The 22,499-nt window shown below is 38.0% G+C and carries 17 protein-coding genes; 15 read left to right on the top strand and 2 right to left on the bottom strand.

Annotated elements, in window-relative coordinates; all coding sequences use genetic code 11:
- Positions 1-84 precede the first annotated feature (84 nt).
- From NDQ75_RS03200 to mptB, 3 genes are read left to right on the top strand one after another with little or no spacing between them, the layout of a single operon-like run.
- Positions 85-774, top strand: coding sequence for a glycosyltransferase family 2 protein (locus tag NDQ75_RS03200; RefSeq protein WP_202027933.1), 690 nt, complete (start codon positions 85-87; stop codon positions 772-774).
- Positions 771-2,258 carry a cellulose synthase family protein gene (locus NDQ75_RS03195; protein WP_207190428.1) on the top strand — a complete coding sequence of 496 codons (1,488 nt, stop codon included), beginning with the start codon at positions 771-773 and terminating at the stop codon, positions 2,256-2,258. The genes NDQ75_RS03200 and NDQ75_RS03195 overlap by 4 nt, the downstream gene beginning before the upstream one ends.
- Before the next feature lie 9 nt (positions 2,259-2,267).
- The gene (gene mptB, locus NDQ75_RS03190) at positions 2,268-3,623 is read left to right on the top strand and encodes a polyprenol phosphomannose-dependent alpha 1,6 mannosyltransferase MptB (protein ID WP_202027932.1); all 1,356 of its coding nucleotides are present in this window, start codon (positions 2,268-2,270) and stop codon (positions 3,621-3,623) included.
- Between the two features lie 36 nt (positions 3,624-3,659).
- On the opposite strand, the gene NDQ75_RS03185 is transcribed toward mptB, so the two are convergent.
- Entirely contained in the window at positions 3,660-4,532 is an 873-nt protein-coding gene (locus tag NDQ75_RS03185; RefSeq protein WP_202027931.1) for a pseudouridine synthase, read from the bottom strand.
- Positions 4,533-4,934: 402 nt separating this feature from the next.
- Here NDQ75_RS03185 and NDQ75_RS03180 point away from each other — a divergent pair, with 402 nt between their 5' ends.
- The 7 genes from NDQ75_RS03180 (at position 4,935) to NDQ75_RS03150 (ending at position 16,502) form a co-directional block, all read left to right on the top strand.
- Entirely contained in the window at positions 4,935-11,042 is a 6,108-nt protein-coding gene (locus tag NDQ75_RS03180; protein ID WP_202027930.1) for an Ig-like domain-containing protein, read from the top strand.
- A 140-nt stretch (positions 11,043-11,182) separates the two neighbouring features.
- Entirely contained in the window at positions 11,183-12,106 is a 924-nt protein-coding gene (locus NDQ75_RS03175; protein WP_202027929.1) for a PorP/SprF family type IX secretion system membrane protein, read from the top strand.
- Positions 12,107-12,124: 18 nt separating this feature from the next.
- Positions 12,125-14,059, top strand: coding sequence for an OmpA family protein (locus tag NDQ75_RS03170; protein ID WP_202027928.1), 1,935 nt, complete (start codon positions 12,125-12,127; stop codon positions 14,057-14,059).
- 420 nt (positions 14,060-14,479) lie between these two features.
- The gene (locus NDQ75_RS03165; RefSeq protein WP_202027927.1) at positions 14,480-14,665 is read left to right on the top strand and encodes a hypothetical protein; all 186 of its coding nucleotides are present in this window, start codon (positions 14,480-14,482) and stop codon (positions 14,663-14,665) included.
- A gap of 7 nt (positions 14,666-14,672) precedes the next feature.
- Positions 14,673-15,320 (top strand): SLATT domain-containing protein, encoded by a 648-nt coding sequence (locus NDQ75_RS03160; protein ID WP_202027926.1) that lies wholly within the window; start codon positions 14,673-14,675, stop codon positions 15,318-15,320.
- A gap of 640 nt (positions 15,321-15,960) precedes the next feature.
- Positions 15,961-16,203 carry a type II toxin-antitoxin system ParD family antitoxin gene (locus NDQ75_RS03155; RefSeq protein ID WP_202027925.1) on the top strand — a complete coding sequence of 81 codons (243 nt, stop codon included), beginning with the start codon at positions 15,961-15,963 and terminating at the stop codon, positions 16,201-16,203.
- Entirely contained in the window at positions 16,200-16,502 is a 303-nt protein-coding gene (locus NDQ75_RS03150) for a type II toxin-antitoxin system RelE/ParE family toxin (RefSeq protein WP_202027924.1), read from the top strand. The genes NDQ75_RS03155 and NDQ75_RS03150 overlap by 4 nt, the downstream gene beginning before the upstream one ends.
- Positions 16,503-16,688: 186 nt before the next feature.
- Here NDQ75_RS03150 and NDQ75_RS03145 read toward each other — a convergent pair whose 3' ends face one another.
- A complete protein-coding gene (locus NDQ75_RS03145) occupies positions 16,689-17,150 on the bottom strand; it encodes an Lrp/AsnC family transcriptional regulator (protein WP_202027923.1) in 462 nt (153 codons plus the stop codon).
- Between the two features lie 155 nt (positions 17,151-17,305).
- Here NDQ75_RS03145 and NDQ75_RS03140 point away from each other — a divergent pair, with 155 nt between their 5' ends.
- The 5 genes from NDQ75_RS03140 (at position 17,306) to NDQ75_RS03120 (ending at position 21,916) form a co-directional block, all read left to right on the top strand.
- Positions 17,306-18,346 (top strand): DUF1852 domain-containing protein, encoded by a 1,041-nt coding sequence (locus NDQ75_RS03140; RefSeq protein WP_202027922.1) that lies wholly within the window; start codon positions 17,306-17,308, stop codon positions 18,344-18,346.
- 29 nt (positions 18,347-18,375) lie between these two features.
- A complete protein-coding gene (locus NDQ75_RS03135; protein ID WP_202027921.1) occupies positions 18,376-19,404 on the top strand; it encodes a methionine synthase in 1,029 nt (342 codons plus the stop codon).
- Between the two features lie 261 nt (positions 19,405-19,665).
- Positions 19,666-20,502, top strand: coding sequence for a sulfite exporter TauE/SafE family protein (locus tag NDQ75_RS03130; protein ID WP_202027920.1), 837 nt, complete (start codon positions 19,666-19,668; stop codon positions 20,500-20,502).
- Between the two features lie 303 nt (positions 20,503-20,805).
- Complete coding sequence (locus NDQ75_RS03125; RefSeq protein ID WP_202027919.1) at positions 20,806-21,279, top strand: glycosyl-4,4'-diaponeurosporenoate acyltransferase CrtO family protein; 474 nt, start codon at positions 20,806-20,808, stop codon at positions 21,277-21,279.
- Between the two features lie 124 nt (positions 21,280-21,403).
- A complete protein-coding gene (locus NDQ75_RS03120) occupies positions 21,404-21,916 on the top strand; it encodes a hypothetical protein (RefSeq protein WP_202027918.1) in 513 nt (170 codons plus the stop codon).
- Positions 21,917-22,499 lie beyond the last annotated feature (583 nt).

The following is a 22,499-nucleotide window of genomic DNA, read 5'->3' as shown; positions in this document are numbered from 1 at the left end:
CGACCAACTACATCCAAAGCTATATTATCATCAATAATCGAGCAAATGATAGTATCTTTGCGCAACTTTTTAAGGAAATAGGCAATGCCCAATATTAAAGTAATTATTCCCGCTTTTAACGAAGAAGCTTCCATCGGTTTGGTGATTAATGAAATACCAGAAATTGTAGATGAAGTAATTGTGGTAAGCAATAATTCAACCGATGCCACGGAAGAAGTTGCTAAAAAAGCAGGCGCAACTGTTTTAACTGAAAACCGAAAAGGATACGGTTATGCATGCTTAAAAGGGATGGAATATATTTCTGAAAGCGGAAACACTCCAGATATTATTGTTTTTCTAGACGGGGATTATTCTGATTATCCAGAAGAACTAACCAAAATTGTTTCCCCAATTTTAAATGATAATATGGATTTGGTTATTGGAGCAAGGAATAAATCCTTGCGGGAACCTAATTCCATGACACCCCAGCAAGTTTTTGGCAATTGGTTGGCAACATTTTTAATGAAACTGTTTTTTGGTGCCCGTTTTACGGATTTAGGTCCGTTTAGGGCTATAAAATACAACAAGCTTTTGACATTGGAAATGGAAGACAAAACCTACGGTTGGACGGTAGAAATGCAACTAAAGGCCATTAAAAAGAATTACAGCTATACAGAAATTCCCGTGCGTTACAAAAACAGGATTGGGGTTTCTAAAGTTTCTGGTACGGTGAAGGGCAGCATTATGGCAGGGATTAAAATTTTGGGTTGGATTTTTAAATATAGTTTTAAATGATTTCCGAGATTGTTACATACAGTATTCTAGCTATTTATATACTCTCGTTATTGCTTATTCTCTTTTATAGTTTAACGCAACTTAACTTGCTTGTAAATTACCTGAGACACAGAAAAAACCTCGCAAGCGGGCCCAAATTCAATTTTCTTGATGCGCGGGAAATACCAAAGGTTACTGTTCAACTTCCTATTTATAATGAAGAATATGTGGTAGATAGGTTGCTCGAGAACATCGTAAAATTGGAATACCCAAGCAACAAACTGGAAATTCAAGTGCTGGATGACTCTACCGATGGTTCTCTGGAACAGACTTCAGAAAAAATAAAAAAGTACCAGCAAAGTGGAATCAATATTTCACATATTACCCGGGAAAATAGGCAAGGTTTTAAAGCAGGAGCGTTAAAAGAAGGTTTGGAGAAAGCGACAGGGGAATTCATTGCCATTTTTGATGCGGACTTTCTTCCAGCTCCGGATTGGCTAAAAAAAACAGTTCCTTATTTTAAAGACCCAGAGATTGGTGTTGTGCAGACACGTTGGGGACACATCAATAGAGATTATTCCTTGCTTACCAAAATACAGGCTTTTGCGTTGGATGCGCATTTTACAATAGAACAAGTTGGGAGAAATGCAAAAGGTCATTTTATCAACTTTAACGGTACCGCGGGCGTTTGGAGAAAGGCTTGTATAATCGATGCTGGAAACTGGGAGGGCGACACCCTAACCGAGGATTTGGACTTATCCTACCGCGCCCAATTAAAAAATTGGAAATTTAAATACCTTGAAAACGTGGAAACCCCAGCGGAACTTCCGGTGGTGATTAGCGCCGCTAGAACACAGCAATTTCGATGGAACAAAGGAGGGGCGGAAAACTTCAGAAAAACAATAAAAAGTCTTTTAAATGCCAAAAATATTTCTTTAAAAACAAAATTTCATGGTTTTATTCATTTGTTAAATAGCTCCATGTTTTTGTGTGCATTTTTAATTGCTTTTTTGAGTGTCCCGATACTTTTTATTAAACAACAAAACATTATTCCAATTTGGGTTTTCGATTTAACCGGTATTTTTATCGCTAGTACGCTCATTTTATATTTTTGCTATTGGTTTACATATAAAAACATATTAGAAGAAGGTTGGCGGGGTTTTCTTTCCTACACGCAAATGTTTATTACTTTTTTTACGGTCATCCTCGGGTTTACACTTCACAACAGCTTTGCGGTAATAGAAGGGCACATGGGGAAGCGAAGTGAATTTGTTAGAACCCCAAAATTTAATATTAAAAATGTAACCGATAGCTGGAAAGGGAATAAATATCTAGTAAAATCGATTTCTGGAAATATTATTTTAGAAGCTCTGTTGATGCTTTATTTTTTCTTCGGAATGACGAGCGGTTTTGTGTTTAATGATTATTCCTTGTTTCCGTTTCATTTGATGCTTTTTATTGGTTTTGGTTTTGTATTTTTCCATTCCATAAAATCAAGAGGATAAAAAAGTTGAATGATAAGAATTTGGAAAACAAATAAGTACACGATACTTTTTTTAATTGCTTCACTTCTGTTTTACGGAAGTTTTGCTTACGATTTGGTCCGTACCGATTTTATAAAATTGCTATCTCTTTGCGTAGCGTTGTTTTTTTTTGCGTACAAGCTTATTCAATTTGAAAAGTCCAATCTTCGATTTTTATTGATATTCGGAATTTTAGCCAGACTTGTTTTCTTTGCAGCCACTCCAAATCTTTCGCAGGATTTTTACCGATTTATTTGGGATGGAAAACTACTTGTTGAAGGTGTAAATCCATATTTGCATACTCCAATGGAATTGATTGGAAGCGAAGGATTTTCAACTCAATTTTTGGAGACATTATTTGAGGGTATGGGCACATTAAGCGCTTCCAACCATAGCAATTACCCGCCTATTAATCAATTGTTCTTTTATCTTGGAAATGTAATTGGGGGTAAGAATATTTTAGTCAATATCATCGTCCTGCGCTTTTTTATAATCTTGGCAGACGTAGGAATCTTCTACTTCGGAAGTAAAATCCTTCAATTATTAAAACTTCCGAAGCAACAAATACATTGGTATTTTTTAAATCCGCTTATCATAATCGAGCTTACAGGAAACCTTCATTTTGAAGCAATAATGCTATTTTTCTTGGTAGCTGCATTGTATTTTATCCTTCAGAATAAATGGATTTTTGGAGCTGTTTTATTCTCATTTTCCATTTCAGTAAAGTTGTTGCCGCTTCTTTTATTACCCCTTTTTATAAGATGGTTTATTAAGGACACAGATAAAAGGAGCATGTTGAGGTTAGGCTCTTTCTACTTATTGGTCGGGTTGGTATTTTTGATTTCATTTTTACCATTTCTTTCCGCTGAAATGATAGAGCACTATTCAGAAACTGTTGGATTATGGTTTAAAAAGTTCGAATTCAATGCCAGTATTTACTATTTAGTTCGGGAAATTGGATTCTATCACAAAGGATTTAATATAATTTCCATAGCTGGAACGCGGCTCGCATTTTTAACGTTAGCGGCCATTTTGTTGCTTGCATTTTTCAGAAAAAACAATCAGCCAAAAACATTATTTGTTTCAATGTTAATGGCTGTATCTATTTATTTTTTCATGAGTACTACGGTTCATCCGTGGTATTTGGCAACGCCTGTTTTGCTGTGCGTGTTTACCCGTTATAAATTCCCGCTGATCTGGAGTTTGGCCGTTTTTTTAAGTTACTTCGCTTATTCCAATGAATTTTTTGTTGAAAATCCATGGATTATCACTACGGAATATTTAATTGTTTTTGGGTGCTTTTTAAAAGAAGTTTATTTAGAGAAACCTATTTTAAAAGGAATTTAGCCAATAAGCAACCTTCCTGAACAACCTGAAATAGGACTAAAGCATTTTTAAATTAATGACTTCTTGTTCTGTAAGATGGCGCCATGTTCCCCTAGGAATATCTTTTTTCGTGAGTCCATCGTAAGCAACACGGTCTATTTTGATAATTTCGTAGTCGAGTTCCTTAAAAATTTTGGTTACAATTTTATTTCGGTTGCTATAGATTTTTACGCCAACTTCATTTTTGTTTCCACCTTCAATAAAAGAAATTTCTTCCACTTTAACTTCTTTGTCATCAATTACTAAACCTTCGCGTACTTTATGAAGGTCTTCGTGTCTAAAGCTTTTGTCGAGGGTTACGTGGTAGATTTTTCTAAAGCCAGGTCCCTGTGTAAGTTTTTTAGAAAGTTCTAAGTCGTTCGTAAAAAGCATGAGTCCGGTAGAATTTCGTTCTAGAGAACCTACAGGTAGAATCCTTCCTTTGCTGGCATTTGCTACCAAATCCAATACGGTCTTCTTGCCCTTTTCTAATGATTTGGCGGTAACAAAGCCTTTGGGTTTATTAAGCAATACGTATGCTTTCTTTTCAGGATTAATAGTACGTCCATCAAATTTAACTTCATCCGAAAGTTGTACTTTGTATCCCATTTCTGTAACAACATTACCATTTACGGTAACATTTCCGGAGGCAATATAGATGTCGGCATCCCTTCTAGAGCACACACCGCTATTCGCAATGTATTTGTTTAGACGCATTTCATTGGGAGCCAATTGGCTTTTCTTGGAAGTATGTGTATTTTTTACAGGTGAATTTCCACGGGCAAAGCTCTTTCCTTTAGCGTTCCCTCCCTGTCTGCCAGAGAATTTTTTGCTACCTCCACCTTGTCTTCCATAACTTTTACCTTTCTTAGAATTATCTCCTCTGCTCATAAACAAATTTTTTACAAAGATAAATCATTTAAAAGGACAAAACCTAAGCTATTTATATAGTTAAAAATGTAACAATTAAGTGACATATTTCACCCCCTGTTTTAAATTTAAAATTTAACAATTTAATAACACTGAAAGTGATATTTGAGCATGAAAACCATAAGATTTTAACTTCTTTTTAACAAAACCAAGATTAAACAAACTTCGTATATACTATACTTTAGATGTAAGAATAAACCCAAAATCTTACATCTAATGAGCTAAAATAACAACTAAAAATTTTGAAAAAAAACCTCAAAAAAGGTTTTAATTTATTTTTCCCTCTCTACAACTACCCCTAAACACACACACGATTATTGGTATCCCCTAAATTTACGATTAACCAACGTAAACCACATATCAATGAAAAAATTTACTACTATCGCGAAGATGTGCTTTGGGATTATTTTCATGTTTCTGTTTAACAGTAGCGTCTTTTCCCAAACCAAAGTTTTCACCACTTCTATTGTAAGTGAAGACCACACCCAAAATGTTGACAATGCCAGGGATGGTGACCTAACCACTAAGGCAGATATTTTTGCCAGTGCCGGATTAGCACTCGGTATAGGAGCGTATTCTGGTCATATTGAACTACAATACCCGGCCATGGTTCCGGCAAATACCACTACCTATATTAAAATTGATACTGAAGCCAATCTTTTGCCAGCACTGTTGGGTGGTACCCTGGGCGGGCTTCTTTCTGATGTTTTAGGAATTGTTCTTATAGGAAATCAGGAATTCACAGTTGAGGCTCGTAATGGTGAAACACCTATTTTAACGGGACGCTCAGAAACTGATAACGATTTTTCCAGCGGAAGGTTAAGGATTGTTACCAATGCCAGCGGGGAATTTTTTATAGCGGTAACGCCAAGTCAAAATTATAACCGAATTCGTCTCACCAACCGCGTAGGTTCATTGGTGGGCTTGGGTAACACGAAAAGACTGGGACTTTACGGGGCTTATTACGTAACGAATAGCGCCGAATGTGCAAATGCTGCCTTCACCTCCTTTGATGGAACCGGAATTTCTTTGGATTTATTAAATCTTGGAGGCGCGGGCGTTGCTAATCCCAGAAATGCAATCGATGGGAATGTTAATAGTTTTTCAAGGTTAAACTTGGGGATATTAAGTGTAGCCGCCTCCATTCAACAGTCCATATATTTTGAAGGCTCTTCCAACGCTTCGGATAATTTTAATATCAGACTTCGACTCTCCCCTGGACTCTTGGCGGTGGGAGCGCTAAATGGAATAGACGTAATAGCCAGCAATAAAGGGGAAGTCGTGCAAACGGTGTCCTTCAATAGCTTGTTGACTGCCGATGTACTTTCGTTAATACAAATTCGGGCAAATCAAAATTTACCAACTACCATTCCGTATAGTCCGGGCGCGCCAATAGACAGGCTTACCATAAGGTACTCTTCTTTGCTGAATTTAGAAATTGCGCAAAGCTTAGATTTGTTTGGAGTAGTTAGAACACCTGCATTACCCACTTTGGATGCTTCAACAGTTGATAAAGCTGTTTGTATTGGAGAAACAGCCGACTTAATTGCTACCAGCAATCCTACTGATTTGGAAATAAGATGGTATGATGCAGCTGAAGGAGGAAATCTATTAACAACAGTAAGTTCTGGAGCTACGTTTACAACACCCGTTATTACTGCCAACAGCACTTTTTATGTAGCGGCGGCTAAAGCAGGATGCACAACAGAATCGGCAAGGGTTGCCGTAAATGTAACCGCATTGGATAGACCTTTGGCGGCAGACATTTCTGTAACAGGAGCCGAAAATAACTTTTGTGAGGGCAACACCATTACTTTAAATGCAACCAGCAGTATCGAAGGCTCATTTTCATGGTATTTTGACAACAATAAAACATCTCAAATTACCGATGGGCTTACCCAAGGAGGCGCTACTTACAGCATCGGCGTGGACGGCTCATTAACTATAACCGGTTTAACTGCAGCAGCCACACCCATTAATTTTTACACAAGCATTACCAGCAATGTTACTGGATGCGACAACATAGCGGGAGATTTAGCAGTTACCAATGTAACGGTACTGGAAAATGATTTGAATCCGACTATCGCTTTTAGCGGAAACATAGCAGGCGACAATATCATTAATATTGCCGAATCGCAAACCGACGTTACAATTTCAGGAACTGTTGCTGGTGATGCTGCCGTTGGCGACACAATAATACTAACCGTAAATGGAACAGATTACAATGCCACTGTTGCAGCAGGTCTAACTTTCAGTTTTGATATAGCGGGAAGTGAACTGGTAGCGGATGCAGATGCTACGATTGAAGCGACGGTTACTACCGATAACGGAACATGTAACGCAAGTGCTTCAGCAGCACTAGCATTTTCAGTAAATGTTACCGAGCCAACTACGCCAACAGTAGATGCGCAAACCACCAATGATACAACTCCTGTGCTGACAGGTACAGCCGATTCCGCAGATAGTATTTCTGTTGAAATAAATGGAATTACCTATTCCGAAGGCGACGGTAACCTGACCGATAACGGCGACGATACTTGGTCACTTCAAATTCCTGTTGGAAATGAACTTCCTGAAAATGTTTATGATGTAGTTGCAACAGCCACTGATACAGCTGGAAACACGGCCAATGATACTACAACGAACGAACTGGAAATTGACCTTACCGCTCCTGAAATTCCAACGGTTGTTCCTTTAACCACTAATAATAACACACCGAGTATTTCGGGAACAGCCACTTCGGAAGACCAGCTTACGGTTGAAGTAAATGGAATTACTTACACGGAAGGTGATGGAGACCTTACCGATAACGGAAATGATACATGGACATTGGAGATTCCAAATACCAATACCTTGCCGGACGGGACATACGACGTGGTGGCAACTGCAACAGATGATGCTGGAAATGTGGCTACGGACATAACCGTGGATGAGCTGACTATAAATGCTTCGGCTCCGAATACGCCGACGGTTGACTTTTTAACCACTACAGATACTACACCCACAATTACGGGAACAGCAGATTCGGTTAACGACCTAACCGTGGAAGTCAATGGAATTGTCTATACGGAAGGCGATGGAAATTTAACGGATAATGGAAATGATACTTGGACGTTACAAATTCCAACAGGAAGCGAACTGCCAGATGGCGTTTACGATGTAGAAGCAACGCTTACAAATGGTGCAATTAGTGCCAATGATGCAACGGTAAACGAACTCACTATTGATACTATACCGCCTAGCATTCCAACAGTGGATACTTTGGCGACAAACGATACTACACCGGAAATTACGGGAACATCAGATTCTGATGCTGATTTAACAGTATCCATAAATGGTGTAACATACTCAGAAGGCGATGGAAACTTAACTGATAATGGTGATGATACTTGGGCGCTTCAAATTCCGAATGGAGATGAATTGCCAGATGGCGTTTACGATGTAATTGCCACGGCTAATGATGCTGCTGGAAACTCCTCATCGGATGCTACGGTGGATGAAGTATCCATTAGTACAAGCTTGCCAAGTATTCCTTCAGTAAATACATTGATAACCGCCGATACAACTCCGATGATTACTGGAACGGCTACTTCCGCTAATGACTTAACGGTTGCAATCAACGGTATCACCTATTCAGAAGGTGATGGAAATTTAACCGATAACGGCGATGATACTTGGGCGCTTCAAATTCCGGATGGAAATGAACTGCCAGACAATATTTATGACGTTTCCGCAGTAGTGACTGATAGTTTTGGAAATATTAATAGCGACACAACTACTGATGAAGTGACCATTGACACTACTGCTCCTACAGTGCCTACTGTAAACGCTATGGTAACGAATGACACAACTCCCGAAATAACAGGGACGGCCGATTCCGCAGACGATTTAACGATTGTGGTTGATGGCGTTACCTATACCGAAGGTGATGGGAATTTAATGGATAACACCGATGATACTTGGAAACTTCAAATTCCAACCGGCAACGAATTGGCAGACGGAACGTACGATGTAGCCGTTACAGCTACCGATGCAGCAGGAAATACTTCCAATGATGCAACAGTTGATGAACTGACGATTAATTCGACACTTCCAAACAATCCTACTGTAGATGTATTGAACACGAATGATACAACTCCGTTGATTACAGGAACAGCAATGTCTCAAGACGATCTAACTGTTGCCATAAATAATGTTGTTTATTCGGAAGGCGAAGGAAATTTAACCGACAATGGAGACAATACATGGGCGTTGCAGATTCCAGCAGGCAACGAACTGCCAGACGGTACATATGATGTGGTAGCCACGGCAACGGATAATGCGAACAACACTTCCACGGATACTACCACGGATGAAGTTACCATTAGCACTAGCATGCCAACTGCGCCTACGGTAGAATTGTTGACTACTGCGGATACAACACCAGAAATTACGGGAACAGCCACTTCCAGTAACGACCTAACTGTTGAAGTAAATAATGTAGTTTATACGGAAGGTGACGGAAATTTAACTGACAATGTAGATGATACTTGGACGCTTCAGATACCCGATAATCAATCGCTGACTGATGGTTTCTACGATGTAAAAGCTGAAGTAACCGATAGTTTCGGAAATACAAATAACGATAGTACCCTCAACGAGCTTACTATTGATACCATGGCGCCTAATATGCCTACCGTAACTCCATTAGCAACTAACGATACTACTCCGACAATTACGGGTACTGCAGATTCAGTTGACGAATTAACGGTTGCTGTAAATGGCATTACTTATCAAGAAGGGGGTGTTCATCTTACAGATAATAACGATGATACATGGACATTGCAAATTCCAAATGCTGATGCACTTCCCGAAGGAACATACGACATAGTGGCGACCGCTACCGACCCAGCTGGAAATACAGCAACTGATAACACTACAGATGAGCTGACTATTGAAGCTGATTTACCAAACACTCCAACGGTTAATAAATTGGTTACAAGTGATGTTACACCTTATGTAACTGGAACAGCTGACTCTGAAGATATGCTAACCGTAGAAGTGAACGGAGTGGTTTACACGGAAGGAGACGGAGACCTGACCGACAATGAAGATAATACATGGGCATTGCAAATTCCAGATTCCGACGCACTGCCCGACGGAGAATATGATGTTATTGCAACGGTAACGGATGATGCAAACAATTCAGTGACCGATAATACCACAAACGAACTTATAATAGACGACGGTGTAAGAAGTGGGGATGATATTACGGTGCCAACCGTGATACCACTGGTGACTGACGATACTACGCCAACAATTATGGGAACAGCCGATTCGGTAAATGAATTAACAGTTGCCGTTAATGGAACGGTATATGCTGAAGGTGCAGGAAGTTTGGTAGACAATGGTGATAATACATGGTCGCTAACCATTCCAAGTATTCAAGCATTGCCAGAGGGCGTTTATAATGTAGTTGCAACGGCTATGAATACTGCGGGTGCTACCGTTACCGATGTAACGACAGATGAACTTAGGATTTTAATCATTCTAGACGACGCGCCGCCAGTAACGCCAACGGTAGCTGAAATCGTTACTCAAGACCCAACACCAGAAATTGTTGGTACTGCTACTTCTTCAGATGACCTTACCGTTGAGGTTGATGGAAACATATACACCGAAGGCGATGGTGATTTAACTGATAACGGCGATGATACTTGGACGTTGCAAATCCCAACCGCAAACGAACTTTCTGAAGGGGTTTATGATGTTGTGGTAACGGCTACTAACGGTCAAGGTAGTGCCAATGATAATACCACAGACGAATTGACTATTGAAAACATTCCAGTTTCTGATATTATCATTACAAAAACGGTAGACAACATAACCCCACTTGTTGGTGAGTTTATTGAATTCACGGTTACTGTAACTAATACGGGGGCAACTGAATTTACGGATGTAATTGTAGATGAGGTAATTGCTTCAGGATTTACATATCAGCAGCATACGGCTTCAACAGGAACTTATTTTGCCGCTAATGGGGTTTGGGACATAGATGCTTTAGGTGCCAGCCAAACCGCTACGCTAGTTATTCGTGTTCAGGTAAATCCAACTGGAACCCACACCAACGTGGCTACCATTAGCGCTACCACACCAATGGACGACAGCTTGGATAATAACACTGCGGAGGTAATTATTGAGCTTAGTTGCTTAACGGTTTTCAATGAGTTTACGCCAAACAATGATGGTTATAACGATTTCTTCAGAATAGAATGTATTGAAAAATACCCGAATAGCGTGCTAAAAGTGTTTAACCGCTACGGAAACAAGGTTTACGAAATGGTTGGATACCAAAACAATTGGACAGGTATTGCCAATGTAAGTGGTGCCGTAAACAGAGATCAAGAATTGCCCGCTGGGGTTTATTTCTACTCGCTAAAAATAGACGAGTTGGGCGAAGATAAATCGGGATGGTTATACATCGCAAAATAATGAAAATCATGTGTGTAAAATCCATCAAAAACAATCTCAATAATAGTATTCTTATGAAATGTCATTTAACAAATTTCGAATTCAACGATATGTTAATCATGACATTCCATCTGACCAATAGAAATAAAAAAAATAACCAGATGAAAACGATCACTCAATATAAAACAATCATCATACTTGCGCTTGGTTTCTTTGCCTTTCAAAATGCAAAAGCACAACAGCAACCTCAGTTTACGCAATATATGTACAATACGCTTACCCTAAATTCAGGGTATGCGGGGGCAAACCGGTTGGAAGTCGGCCTAATTCATCGATCTCAATGGGTTGGGATCGATGGTGCGCCCTCCACGCAGTCACTAACTATAGGTGGAAAAGTAGGGGAACGTATTGGCGTGGGACTTACCGCCATTAATGACAATATTGGACCATCCAACGCATTGGACATTAACGGGGTGTTTTCCTATAATATTCAATTAAATTACAACACCTACCTTTCCTTCGGAATGAATGCAGGGATAGATATTTTAAACGTAGATTGGTCTGAAGGTGAATATGCAGATACTGCGGACCCCATTCTTCAGAATAATGTAAACAACATCCGGCCAATAATTGGTGCTGGAACCTATTTGTACAGCGACCGTTGGTATGTAGGGCTTTCTACGCCAAACTTTATTAAAACCGAAACTTTTAACGACGAAGATGAGTTGGTGGTAGACCAAACCACACAATTTTATGCAATGGGTGGTTATGTGTTTCCTATTTCACCGAATTTTATGCTGAAACCTTCAACCTTGGTAAAGTATACTGAGGGAGCGCCCGTAACTGTAGATGTGTCCCTAAACGCATTGCTTCAGGAAAAGTTTACCGTGGGTGCAGCGTATCGGTTTAACGATGCCATGAGTTTTCTGTTAGGCTTTCAAATCTCACGAAACTTTTTCGCAGGGTATGCCTATGATTATGCCACAACAGAACTCAATAAATACAACGATGGTTCGCACGAAATTATACTTCGGTATTCCTTGCCAGACCTAAAAAGACGTGCAAAATCACCAAGATTCTTCTAACCTAAAACTACTCTAAAAATGAAAATACGAATATTAATACTGGCGATGCTCTCCGTTTCTTTTGGCTTGTATGCCCAAAAAAATACTTGGAAAGCAGATGAATTGTTTACTGAATATCACTTTGAAGAAGCCGCCAAGGAGTATGAGAAAAACATCGAAAAGGCGAAAAAAATGAATCCGGCAACGGTGGAAAGGGTGGCAGATTCCTACTTTAACATTAATGATTATAAAAATGCGTACGCTTGGTATGAAAAGCTGTACGACCTTGAAAAAAAGGATATAAAAGAAAGCACTTTTATAAAATACATCCAGTCCGCTAAATCGTGCAGGCACTATGAAAAAGCCAACGAATTGATAAAAGAGTTTTACGCAGACGATTACGAAAGACTGAGCGCCATTACCACGCAAAAACGTCATTTGGATGAATTAAAAGCATCTGATTCACTTTACAAAATCAGGAATGTATCGGTGAACACGCCGATGTCTGACTTCGCGCCGATGTATTATAAAGATTATCTAATTTTTTCTTCAGCGCGGGATACATCAGTTTCAAAAGACAAAATTTATCCGTGGAACAAGCAGCCTTATTTAGACTTTTATATTTCAGAAAGAAATAAAAGCAATGGGGAGCTAAAACCAGCGAAAAAGTTTGAATTGAGTGAAAAAACCAATTTTCACGATGCAACTATCGTATTCAGTAAAGATGATAAGTTTGTGTATTTTACCAGTAATTATACTACAAAAAACAAACTTAAAACCAATCGGGATGGGGTTTCTAATCTAGAACTTTTAAAGGGCTATGTAAACGGAGAAACCATTACCAATATTGAGCCGCTGGAATTTAACAGAATGCGCTATTCTTGTGGACATCCCGCTATTTCTGCAGATGGCAAATACTTGTATTTTGCCTCGGATATGCCTGGGGGTTACGGGGAATCTGATCTTTATGTGGCTGAAATTTATGAGGATGGCACCACCGGCGAACCGGTTAATTTAGGACCAAAAATTAATACGCCGGGTAGGGAGATGTTTCCGTTTGCCACAGATAGCATTTTGTATTTTTCTTCGGATGCCCATTACGGACTTGGAGGAATGGATGTTTTCCAAAGTAAAATTATATCCAAAACCAGTTATGAAACCCCTTTAAACATGGGGCCTACGCTTAACGGAAACATGGATGATTTCAGTTTTATTTACAATCCGAAAGACCGCACGGGTTATTTTGCCTCCAACCGAAGCATGGGGAAAGGCGACGACGATATTTATTACTTTAAAAAACGTGACCCGCTTATGCATCAATTGTTTTCGGGTTATGTTTATGACTCAAAAACTAAAGAGCCACTACCGGAGGCCAATATTGAAGTTCGGGACATACTTTTGGATTCGGTGACGCAAACTTTCCAAACCGATGAAGATGGGTATTATGAGGTGAAGCTTCCTTTTAAAAACGAACGCGAATTACACTTTTCAAAAACCAATTACACTTCCAAAACTCTTATTGCGCAAACTACGGAAAATCATTCTGAAGCACTTACAGGAAACGATGTGTATTTAACTTCCTTAGAAAGTTTAACCGTAAAAGAAGGGGATAAAGTGAAAATAGATGTTGACCCTATTTATTTTGAATTGGACAAAGCAGAAATTACCCCACAGGCGCAAGTTGCTTTGAAAAAAGTATTGTATGTAATGAAGGAATTCCCAACGCTTAACATCATGATAGAATCGCACACCGATTCCAGGGGATCTGATACTTATAATATGAAACTTTCTAACGCTCGGGCAGAAAACACCAAACGTTACTTGATTGCCAGCGGAATAGATTCCGGTAGAATTGAAGGAGCTAGAGGTTTCGGGGAAAGTAGATTACTAAACCACTGTTCTAACGGTGTTAACTGTGCGGAAGAAGAACATTCTTTAAATAGGCGATCTAATTTTATTATTGTTGAAGAGTGATGTTGGTTAACTCTTTCAACTATTCAAGTCCTCATGTGCACATGGGGACTTTTTTATTGTTGTTGAGGCGATGAGTTGTTTTTTATGAAGTAAAGAAGTTAACAAGGGAATGTGTGAAAGTTTTTTTGGTTGATTTGGTTACTGGTTGATTTAGTTAATTATGCTTTTTTTGGTTAAGGAGTCAAAAAGAGAATGAGTGAAAAAGGAAATGTTATTTCTTCGGTCCCCGGACTTCCGACTTCTAATATCCAACCTCTAGGCTCCAAAAATATACAGCTTTGGTGAAAATGTTAATATTTCGTTGATAGTATTCTTTCTTCATTCGATATAGAAAACAGATAATTTGGTAGATTTGGTAGGAGGAAGTATAACCGCATGTTGTGGTAATTTAGTTGTTACCACACATTTAAACCAACCAATATGACAGCAGAAGAATATCAAAGAATTATAGACAATCAAATAATTTTAGACAAAAAACTTGACGGAATAATAAACGAATTGAAAGTCATCAAAAAAGACGTAAATACTGCAATTAATAATCAACAATTGCTTGAAGAATATGAAATGGATATTACAGAAAGGTTAAAAAGGATTGAAAAGAAATAACCCAAAATTGGAAAAGAAAAAATCACACAAAGACTATTTAGATAAAACATTTCTTGAGGAACTGAACTATAAAATATGGTCGACTAAAGGAAGTCGTTTTAACGCTAATAAGAGACTTCTAAAAGTAGCCGACTTATCCAATTTATGTTTGAGTATGTTATCTGTGTACCTCATTGCTGTTGGACTTTTATCTGTTTACAACATCTATTCGACAGAAACATTTGATGAAAATTTAATTGCTTATTCAATTACTTGTCTTTCTATATTATTACTCGTTTTCGGACAAATAGAGAATGCTAAAGACTTTAGTACAAAAGCAAAACAATATCACAATTGCGGACTTGAACTCTCGAGTTTATATAACGAATTAAGGATATTTAAGACTTTAAACGACAAACCTAAACTAAATGAGAAAAGAGAATTTGCCGAAAAAATATCGAGTAAATACGAAAGAATTTTAGAAAGACACGAAAATCATCAGCCAATTGACCATAATATGTTTAAAGCTTCGAAAGCTGAATATCACGAATTGGACAAGCTTGATGTTTTCAAGATAAAAGCCGATTACTATTTAAAAACTGGATTTATTTATCACGCACTGATAATTTTGCCACCAATAATTATAATTGGACTTTTAATAAAAAGCGTGTGGTAACAAACAACTGAGTTAAAAAACAAACTATTTTAAGCTAATTTAGAAACAAAGTTTTCATCATAAGGCATTCCATTTCTCCCCTGCTAGCGCGAGCGTCACGCTCGTGACACTTACGAGTAAGAATAAAAAAGGAAATGATTTTCCAGTTTCCAACCTCCAGAATCCAGCATCTGGCACCCAGCACCCAGCAAACCCTACCATTTAGGTTCGGTAACGAAGATTTTAGGTCCGTTACCCAAATTTTTAGCCTCCGCACCTAAACGTTTAGGTTAAATAGCCAAACTTTTAGCCTCGACACCTAAAGTTTTGGGTATTGCGCTTAAATTTTTAGGTGGGTTCTTTAAAACTTTAGCGATGGAACCCAAAACTTTAACCATGACGGCTAAAATTTTGGTCAAAACACCTGAAAATTGGGTCTCGGAACCTAAATAACGCGTATTTCCACCTAAAAAATAGCCGACATAACCAGAAATGTTGATATTTTCGTTGATAGTATTCTTTCTTCATATTACATAGAAAACAGATAATTTGGTAGATTTGGGAGAGGAAGGATAACTGCATGGTGTGGTTATTCGGTAGTTGTGTGCAATTTGGCATAGTTACCAAGATTTGGTATATTCGAGTGAAAAATATATTTAAAATGGGGAAAAACACATCAATATCACTCGGAAGTCATTTTGAGGATTTTATCAGAGAAGAAGTAAATTCAGGTAGATACGGCTCGGTAAGTGAAGTTATTCGTTCTGCATTACGTTTGCTGGAACGGGAAGAAAAGAAAGAAAGAGAATTAATTAAAGCTCTCGAAGTCGGAGAGAATAGTGGTTTTGTTGAAGATTTTGACCCAAAACAAAACCTGACTGAATTACATCGCAAACATTTATGAGTAAAAATCAATATCGAATAAGTAAACAAGCGATTGATGATTTAAATAATATTTGGATTTATACTTTTCACAAATGGTCTAAAGAACAAGCCGACAGATATTACGACCTGATAATCGGAGAGATTGAATTTATAGCGGACAACTATCTGATTGGAAAATCAGCTGAACAAACTCGAAAAAACTATCGAGTAACGAAAATCAAATCGCATTTGATTTTTTACAGAAAAGGCGAGAATGAAATGGTCGAAATCGTTAGAATTTTACACCAGAGAATGGATACTAAAAAACGACTGAAATAAAAAAGCTGCAGACAGCAATGGATATAAATAATTGCTTTTTCTCACCTACTTCTTAAAATCCTCCCCCGCTAGCGTGAGCGTCCCGTTCGTGACAGTAACAATAAAAATAAAAAAGTAAAAAGTTATTTTACAACACCCAGCACCCAGCACCCAGCACCCAACACCCAACACCCAGCACCCAGCTAATTAAAGTGGAACCCCATAATCATGTTTAATTATCCCTATTACAAATGTGCTGTGGGCACTGCCTATGTTTTTTATAGACCCTAAATCATTTATTACAAAATCTTGATAATGCTTCATGTCTCTCACAACAATTTTTAGTCTAAAATCATGGTCTCCAGAAATATTATAGCATTCGCTTACGTATTTCAAAGACATTATTTCTTGAACAAACCGATTGCCTATTGCTTTGGTGTGCTCTTTTAGCGTGACATCGCAAAAAACAATAAGACCCTTGCCTACTTTTTCAGCTTCAATTAAGGCGACGTACTTTTTAATGATTCCATCCCTTTCCAATCGTCTGATTCTTTCATAAACAGGAGTTGGTGATAGATTAACCTGTTGTGCTATTTCTTTTGTGGTCAACTTGCCGTTTTCTTGAAGCAGTTCCAGTAGCTTCAAATCAATTTGATCTAAATCAGTCATAGATAAATTTTCTTTTTAGGTATTAAATCATTGCAAAGAAAAGGTATTTTATCTTTCAGTTAAAGAAATAAAGATAATATGTCTTAATTTAATTCTCATTGAAATATTTATATCTGTTATTTATAATTTTGACAGAAATTAAATCTTCTAAAACTATGAAATCGATCATACTGGAAGATTCAAAGACAAGCAAAATGAAAGACATTGAAAACACCCAGAATGCAATCAATTTTACATTCAAACTGAAAAGTATTCGTTTTGATGAAAACTATGTTCCGGCCAACAGCACACGTACAACCACCAACTTTGCCAACCTGGCAAGAGGGGAATCCAGAAAGCAAAATTTGCGCAATACGATCAACATGATCAACAATCGTTTTAATACTTTGGCAAACTGGGATAATCCAAATAGCGATCGCTATTCGGTTGAACTGGAAATTGTTTCTGTTGATATAGATTTGGATGGTAGCGGTGCAACATTCCCTGCAATCGAGGTTTTAAGAACACATATTATCGATCATAAAACAGGCAAACGTACCGAAGGCATTGTTGGCAATAACTTTTCTTCTTACGTGCGCGATTATGATTTTAGCGTATTGCTTTCGGAATATAACAAGGATGAGGACACTTATGGCATTCCGGATAATTTTGGTGAATTGCATGGCAACATATTTAAGGGTTTTGTGAATTCAGAAACCTACAAAGAGCATTTTTCCAAATCACCGGTTATATGTTTAAGTGTTTCAAATAACAAAACATATCATCGTACAGGAAACCACCACCCGATTTTAGGTTATGAATATGAAGTGAACGAGTCTTCCCTAACCGAGCAATACTTTAAAAAAATGGGCTTGCAGGTTCGTTATTTTATGCCTGCTGATAGTGTTGCACCGCTAACGTTTTACTTCTTTGGCGATTTGCTAGCGGATTATACCAACCTAGAATTAATCAGCACCATTAGTACTATGGAAACCTTTCAGAAGATTTATAGGCCTGAAATTTACAATGCCAATGCTGTGGCAGGACAATGCTACAAGCCAAGCCTGAATAACGAAGACCATTCTCTAACAAAAATTGTATACGACCGAGAGGAGCGTACCAGACTAGGAATTGAGCAAGGCAAATTTGCAGAAAAACATTTTATGAAGCCTTACAGAAATATCTTAGAACAATGGTCTGCTAATTTCGCCCATTAATTAATTCAATACACTAAACTTATATTTTTATGAAAAATATATTACCTACTTCTACTGTTGGAAGTTTGCCCAAGCCTGTATGGTTGGCACCACCCGAAAAACTTTGGTCTCCGTGGAAATTAGAAGGCGATCAGTTACTGGAAGGGAAACAAGATGCTTTGCGCGTATCCCTGCATGAACAACAAGTGGCAGGGATCGATATTATTAGTGATGGTGAGCAAACGCGCCAACATTTTGTAACCACTTTTATTGAGCATTTGAGTGGGGTGGACTTTGAAAATCGAAAAATTGTAAAAATTCGTGACCGCTACGATGCTAGTGTTCCCGTTGTTATGGGCGATGTTGCACGTGAAAAATCAGTGTTTGTGGAGGACGCTAAATTTTTACGTAAACAAACGAATAAGCCTATAAAATGGGCGTTGCCCGGACCGATGACCATGGTAGATACCCTATACGACGGGCATTACAAAAGCCGAGAAAAATTGGCATGGGAATTTGCGAAAGCGCTTAATGAAGAAGCAAGAGAACTGCAAGATGCCGGAGTAGATATCATCCAATTTGATGAACCCGCATTTAACGTGTTTTTTGAAGAGGTAAACGATTGGGGAATGGCAGCATTGGAAAGAGCCATTGAAGGTTTGCACTGCCAGACAGCCGTGCATATTTGCTACGGATATGGAATAAAAGCAAATACGGATTGGAAAAAGACGTTAGGTTCTGAGTGGCGCCAATACGAAGAAATTCTGCCGAGTGTTCAAAAATCGAATATTGATATTGTTTCGTTAGAATGTCATGGCTCCCGTGTTCCTTTTAATTTAATTGAACTCGTTCGGGGTAAAAAAGTCATGGTCGGCGCAATTGATGTGGCGACCAACACCATTGAAACACCCGAAGAAGTAGCCGCTACACTGCGTAAGGCACTTGAGTATGTAGATGCTGAAAATCTTTATCCTTGCACAAACTGTGGGATGGCTCCATTATCTCGAAATGTAGCAAGCGGTAAGTTAAGTGCTTTGAGTGCCGGCGCAGCAATTATACGCAAGGAACTCGCTGTTTAGCCCCAATGTATTATTTAATTTGAATATGCGTAATCCATCATATTGCACTGTCACCTCGAGCGCAGTCGAGAGGTCACTTGACTTAACAGATTTAAATAGGATCTCGACTGCGCTCGACCTGACATTTTCATCTTGATATGATGGATTACGCATATTCATATTTATTAAATGCTTTCTGTGTTTAAGGCTTTAGTTTACTAGTTATATTTCGTTAATTGGAGGCCTTGAAACAAGTAACCCAATCAAAATTTTAATTCACTTATGGATATATTTATTCTTTACTACCTCGCCGCTGGTACTCTCGCGGGCTTACTTGCCGGTTTATTTGGTATTGGCGGCGGGATGATAATTGTTCCCGCATTAATTTACATTTTTGCAGCGCAAGGCGTTCCAGAAGCGGCACTTACACATATTGGCGTTGGCACATCTCTTGCAACCATTGTGGTTACATCTATTAGTTCCCTTCGCACCCACCATAGTAAAGGAGCCGTAAATTGGAGTGTGTGGAAACGTATGGCACCAGGATTGGTCATCGGGTCCTTGGTTGGTGCGGGAGTTGCATCAATTATTCATGGCAATTCGCTTCAAGCAATTATTGGGGTAGGTGCGTTTTTGGTAGGATTAAAAATGCTGTTCATGAAAAATAAAGCCTTAGACGAAAACGACTTTAGCAAGCTACCATCGCCTGCTGGACAAACGGGTTTGGGAGGTTTTATCGGTATCGTTTCCGCTATTTTTGGTATTGGTGGCGGTACATTAACCGTTCCCATATTAAGTAATTACGGATTAAAAATTCAGCATGCCGTAGGAACATCGGCTGCTTGTGGCTTGCCCATCGCTGTTGCCGGTGCTATCGGATTTCTAGTCTTTGGGCAATTTATCGATCCCAGTGTAAAACAAGCCTTGCCCAAAGGTGTATTGGGCTTTCTGCACATCTATGCATTTGTTTGTGTTAGTTTCGCTAGTTTTTTTACCGCACGTATCGGAGCAAAACTTGCCCATAAATTACCAGCGGCAACATTAAAAAAAGCATTCGCTGTATTGTTGCTAGTAGTGGGGATTAAATTGGTTTTAGATTCCGATGTCTTAATCTTTTAAAGGTTTTAATTGTTTCTGAGGAAGGTTTTTTTTGGTTGATTATTTTTTTTAGGAGTTAAGAAGTTAAGAAGGGAATAAGAGAAATTTACTTCTTCCGTCTCCGGACTTTCGACTTCTGGCATCTAGCATCCAATCTCTAGTCTCCAAAATTAGATGGCTTTGGTGAAAGTGTTAATATGTCGTTGATAGATTATTTCTTCATTAGATATAGAAAACAGATAATTTGGTAGATTTGGAAGGAGGGGTGACTGTATGTTGGGATTGTATAGTTGTTGACTACAATTTAACAGAACAAGAAAATTTATGATTAAATATTTAACATTTGGAATTTCAATTTGCTTTATATCTTGGATTGTAGGAATGATTTTGAATAGTATTCTTTTGAAAACGGAATACTACAAAAAATTATCACACCTAAACTTTATTGTGAGCAAGAATCTGAATAAAAAAATCGGAATTGGATATTTTAAATGGATTGTAAAAAACACCTTTTTCAAGTTTTTTAATCAAAAAATAAAACTTGAAAACAAAAAAATAGAATTGACTGAAATACGGAAAGAAATGACTATCGCTGAAATAAGTCATCTGATTGGATTTATTTTCGTAACTGCTTTTGCAGTTTATAAAAGTTTTACTCATAACTTATTATTCGGACTTACAATAATGATTGCGAATATTTTAATGAATTTATACCCTTCATTGCTACAACAAGAAAACAAAAGAAGAATTGATAGGCTTATTAATAGACAAGTAAAAACTGTAGCCAAAAATGTATAAAACAATTACGTCGGATTCTTCTACAGCCGAATTCACTCGTAATTGCTAACGTCAGTACTAATCCGAAAAGTTGGGGTGTGAAAATCCGCTACTATTCTTAAACTAGACCATTAGCACCAATTAAATGGACGAACAGAACCTATACAATGTAATTTTTCAAACTTTAAAAAAAGAGGATTGTGAATTGGAAGAATTGACTAATAAAGGAATTTTCTATTCACCAGAACTTTACATTGCATTTTTACTTGGAAAAGCAATCAAACAAAATGAAAAAATAATTTTCAACAAAAAAAGTTGCTGGCTTAGAGAAACAGATTTCAACAAGATTGGACCGACAGATTTTGCTTTCAAAATTGACGAAACAATTTATGCTTTCGAGCTGAAACTTCGTTCAACAATTCATTCTTACAAGAAAGATATTGAAAAACTAAAAAGATTGGACGAAAATTATAAAAAATATTTTCTTGCTTTAGTTGACGTGTTCGACGCAAGCGAAGAAAACGATTTTCGAATACTGACCTTGGAGAAAGACCATCCCGAATTGGAAAGAGTTGCAGATTTCAAATCTTTTAAAACCAAACAAGACCGATATAAAAAATCAGTTTCCTGTATTATCGGACTTTGGAAAATCATTTAAACCGAAGAACATCCTAATGAACACAATCAGCCATAAGCATAAGAATATTTTGAAAAATACGAAGACAACCAAAACAACAAAGGATTAATAACTGGTCCCCACGCTAGCTCAAGCTTCACGCCAGTGACGAGTCTGAGTAAAAATAAGAAAAGCAGCCTCAAAACACTCAAAGCAGATTACTTGAGCACTGACCACTTCGGTCTCCTGTCTCCAGACTTCCAGCCTCCAGCAAAACATACCATTTAGGTTCGGTAACGAAGATTTTAGGTCCGTTACCCAAAGTTTTAGCCTCCGCACCTAAACGTTTAGGTTACATAGCCAAACTTTTAGCCTCGACACCTAAAATTTTAGGTTCAGGACCTAAAACTTTAGGTTAAAGACCTAAACTTTTGGGTATAGTGCTTAAATTTTTAGGTGCGTTCTTTAAAACTTTAGCGATGGCACCTAAAACTTTAACCATGATGACTAAAATTTTGTCCAAAACACCTAAAAATAGGGTCTCGGAACCTAAACGACGCGTGTTTGCACCTAAAAAACAGCCGACTTAACCCAAAATGTTAATACTTTCGTTAATAGAAATATT

Origin of the sequence: Galbibacter mesophilus (assembly GCF_023721415.1) — a bacterium.
GTDB lineage: Bacteria > Bacteroidota > Bacteroidia > Flavobacteriales > Flavobacteriaceae > Galbibacter > Galbibacter mesophilus.
This window is presented reverse-complemented; position numbering and strand designations above follow the sequence as displayed.

Bases quoted from the DNA above. Each gene is read 5' to 3' on its own strand.
- NDQ75_RS03200 (WP_202027933.1), top strand. From the start codon at position 85: ATGCCCAATATTAAAGTAATTATTCCCGCTTTTAACGAAGAAGCTTCC.
- NDQ75_RS03195 (WP_207190428.1), top strand. From the start codon at position 771: ATGATTTCCGAGATTGTTACATACAGTATTCTAGCTATTTATATACTC.
- mptB (WP_202027932.1), top strand. From the start codon at position 2,268: ATGATAAGAATTTGGAAAACAAATAAGTACACGATACTTTTTTTAATT.
- NDQ75_RS03185 (WP_202027931.1), bottom strand. From the start codon at position 4,532: ATGAGCAGAGGAGATAATTCTAAGAAAGGTAAAAGTTATGGAAGACAA.
- NDQ75_RS03180 (WP_202027930.1), top strand. From the start codon at position 4,935: ATGAAAAAATTTACTACTATCGCGAAGATGTGCTTTGGGATTATTTTC.
- NDQ75_RS03175 (WP_202027929.1), top strand. From the start codon at position 11,183: ATGAAAACGATCACTCAATATAAAACAATCATCATACTTGCGCTTGGT.
- NDQ75_RS03170 (WP_202027928.1), top strand. From the start codon at position 12,125: ATGAAAATACGAATATTAATACTGGCGATGCTCTCCGTTTCTTTTGGC.
- NDQ75_RS03165 (WP_202027927.1), top strand. From the start codon at position 14,480: ATGACAGCAGAAGAATATCAAAGAATTATAGACAATCAAATAATTTTA.
- NDQ75_RS03155 (WP_202027925.1), top strand. From the start codon at position 15,961: ATGGGGAAAAACACATCAATATCACTCGGAAGTCATTTTGAGGATTTT.
- NDQ75_RS03150 (WP_202027924.1), top strand. From the start codon at position 16,200: ATGAGTAAAAATCAATATCGAATAAGTAAACAAGCGATTGATGATTTA.
- NDQ75_RS03145 (WP_202027923.1), bottom strand. From the start codon at position 17,150: ATGACTGATTTAGATCAAATTGATTTGAAGCTACTGGAACTGCTTCAA.
- NDQ75_RS03140 (WP_202027922.1), top strand. From the start codon at position 17,306: ATGAAATCGATCATACTGGAAGATTCAAAGACAAGCAAAATGAAAGAC.
- NDQ75_RS03135 (WP_202027921.1), top strand. From the start codon at position 18,376: ATGAAAAATATATTACCTACTTCTACTGTTGGAAGTTTGCCCAAGCCT.
- NDQ75_RS03130 (WP_202027920.1), top strand. From the start codon at position 19,666: ATGGATATATTTATTCTTTACTACCTCGCCGCTGGTACTCTCGCGGGC.
- NDQ75_RS03125 (WP_202027919.1), top strand. From the start codon at position 20,806: ATGATTAAATATTTAACATTTGGAATTTCAATTTGCTTTATATCTTGG.
- NDQ75_RS03120 (WP_202027918.1), top strand. From the start codon at position 21,404: ATGGACGAACAGAACCTATACAATGTAATTTTTCAAACTTTAAAAAAA.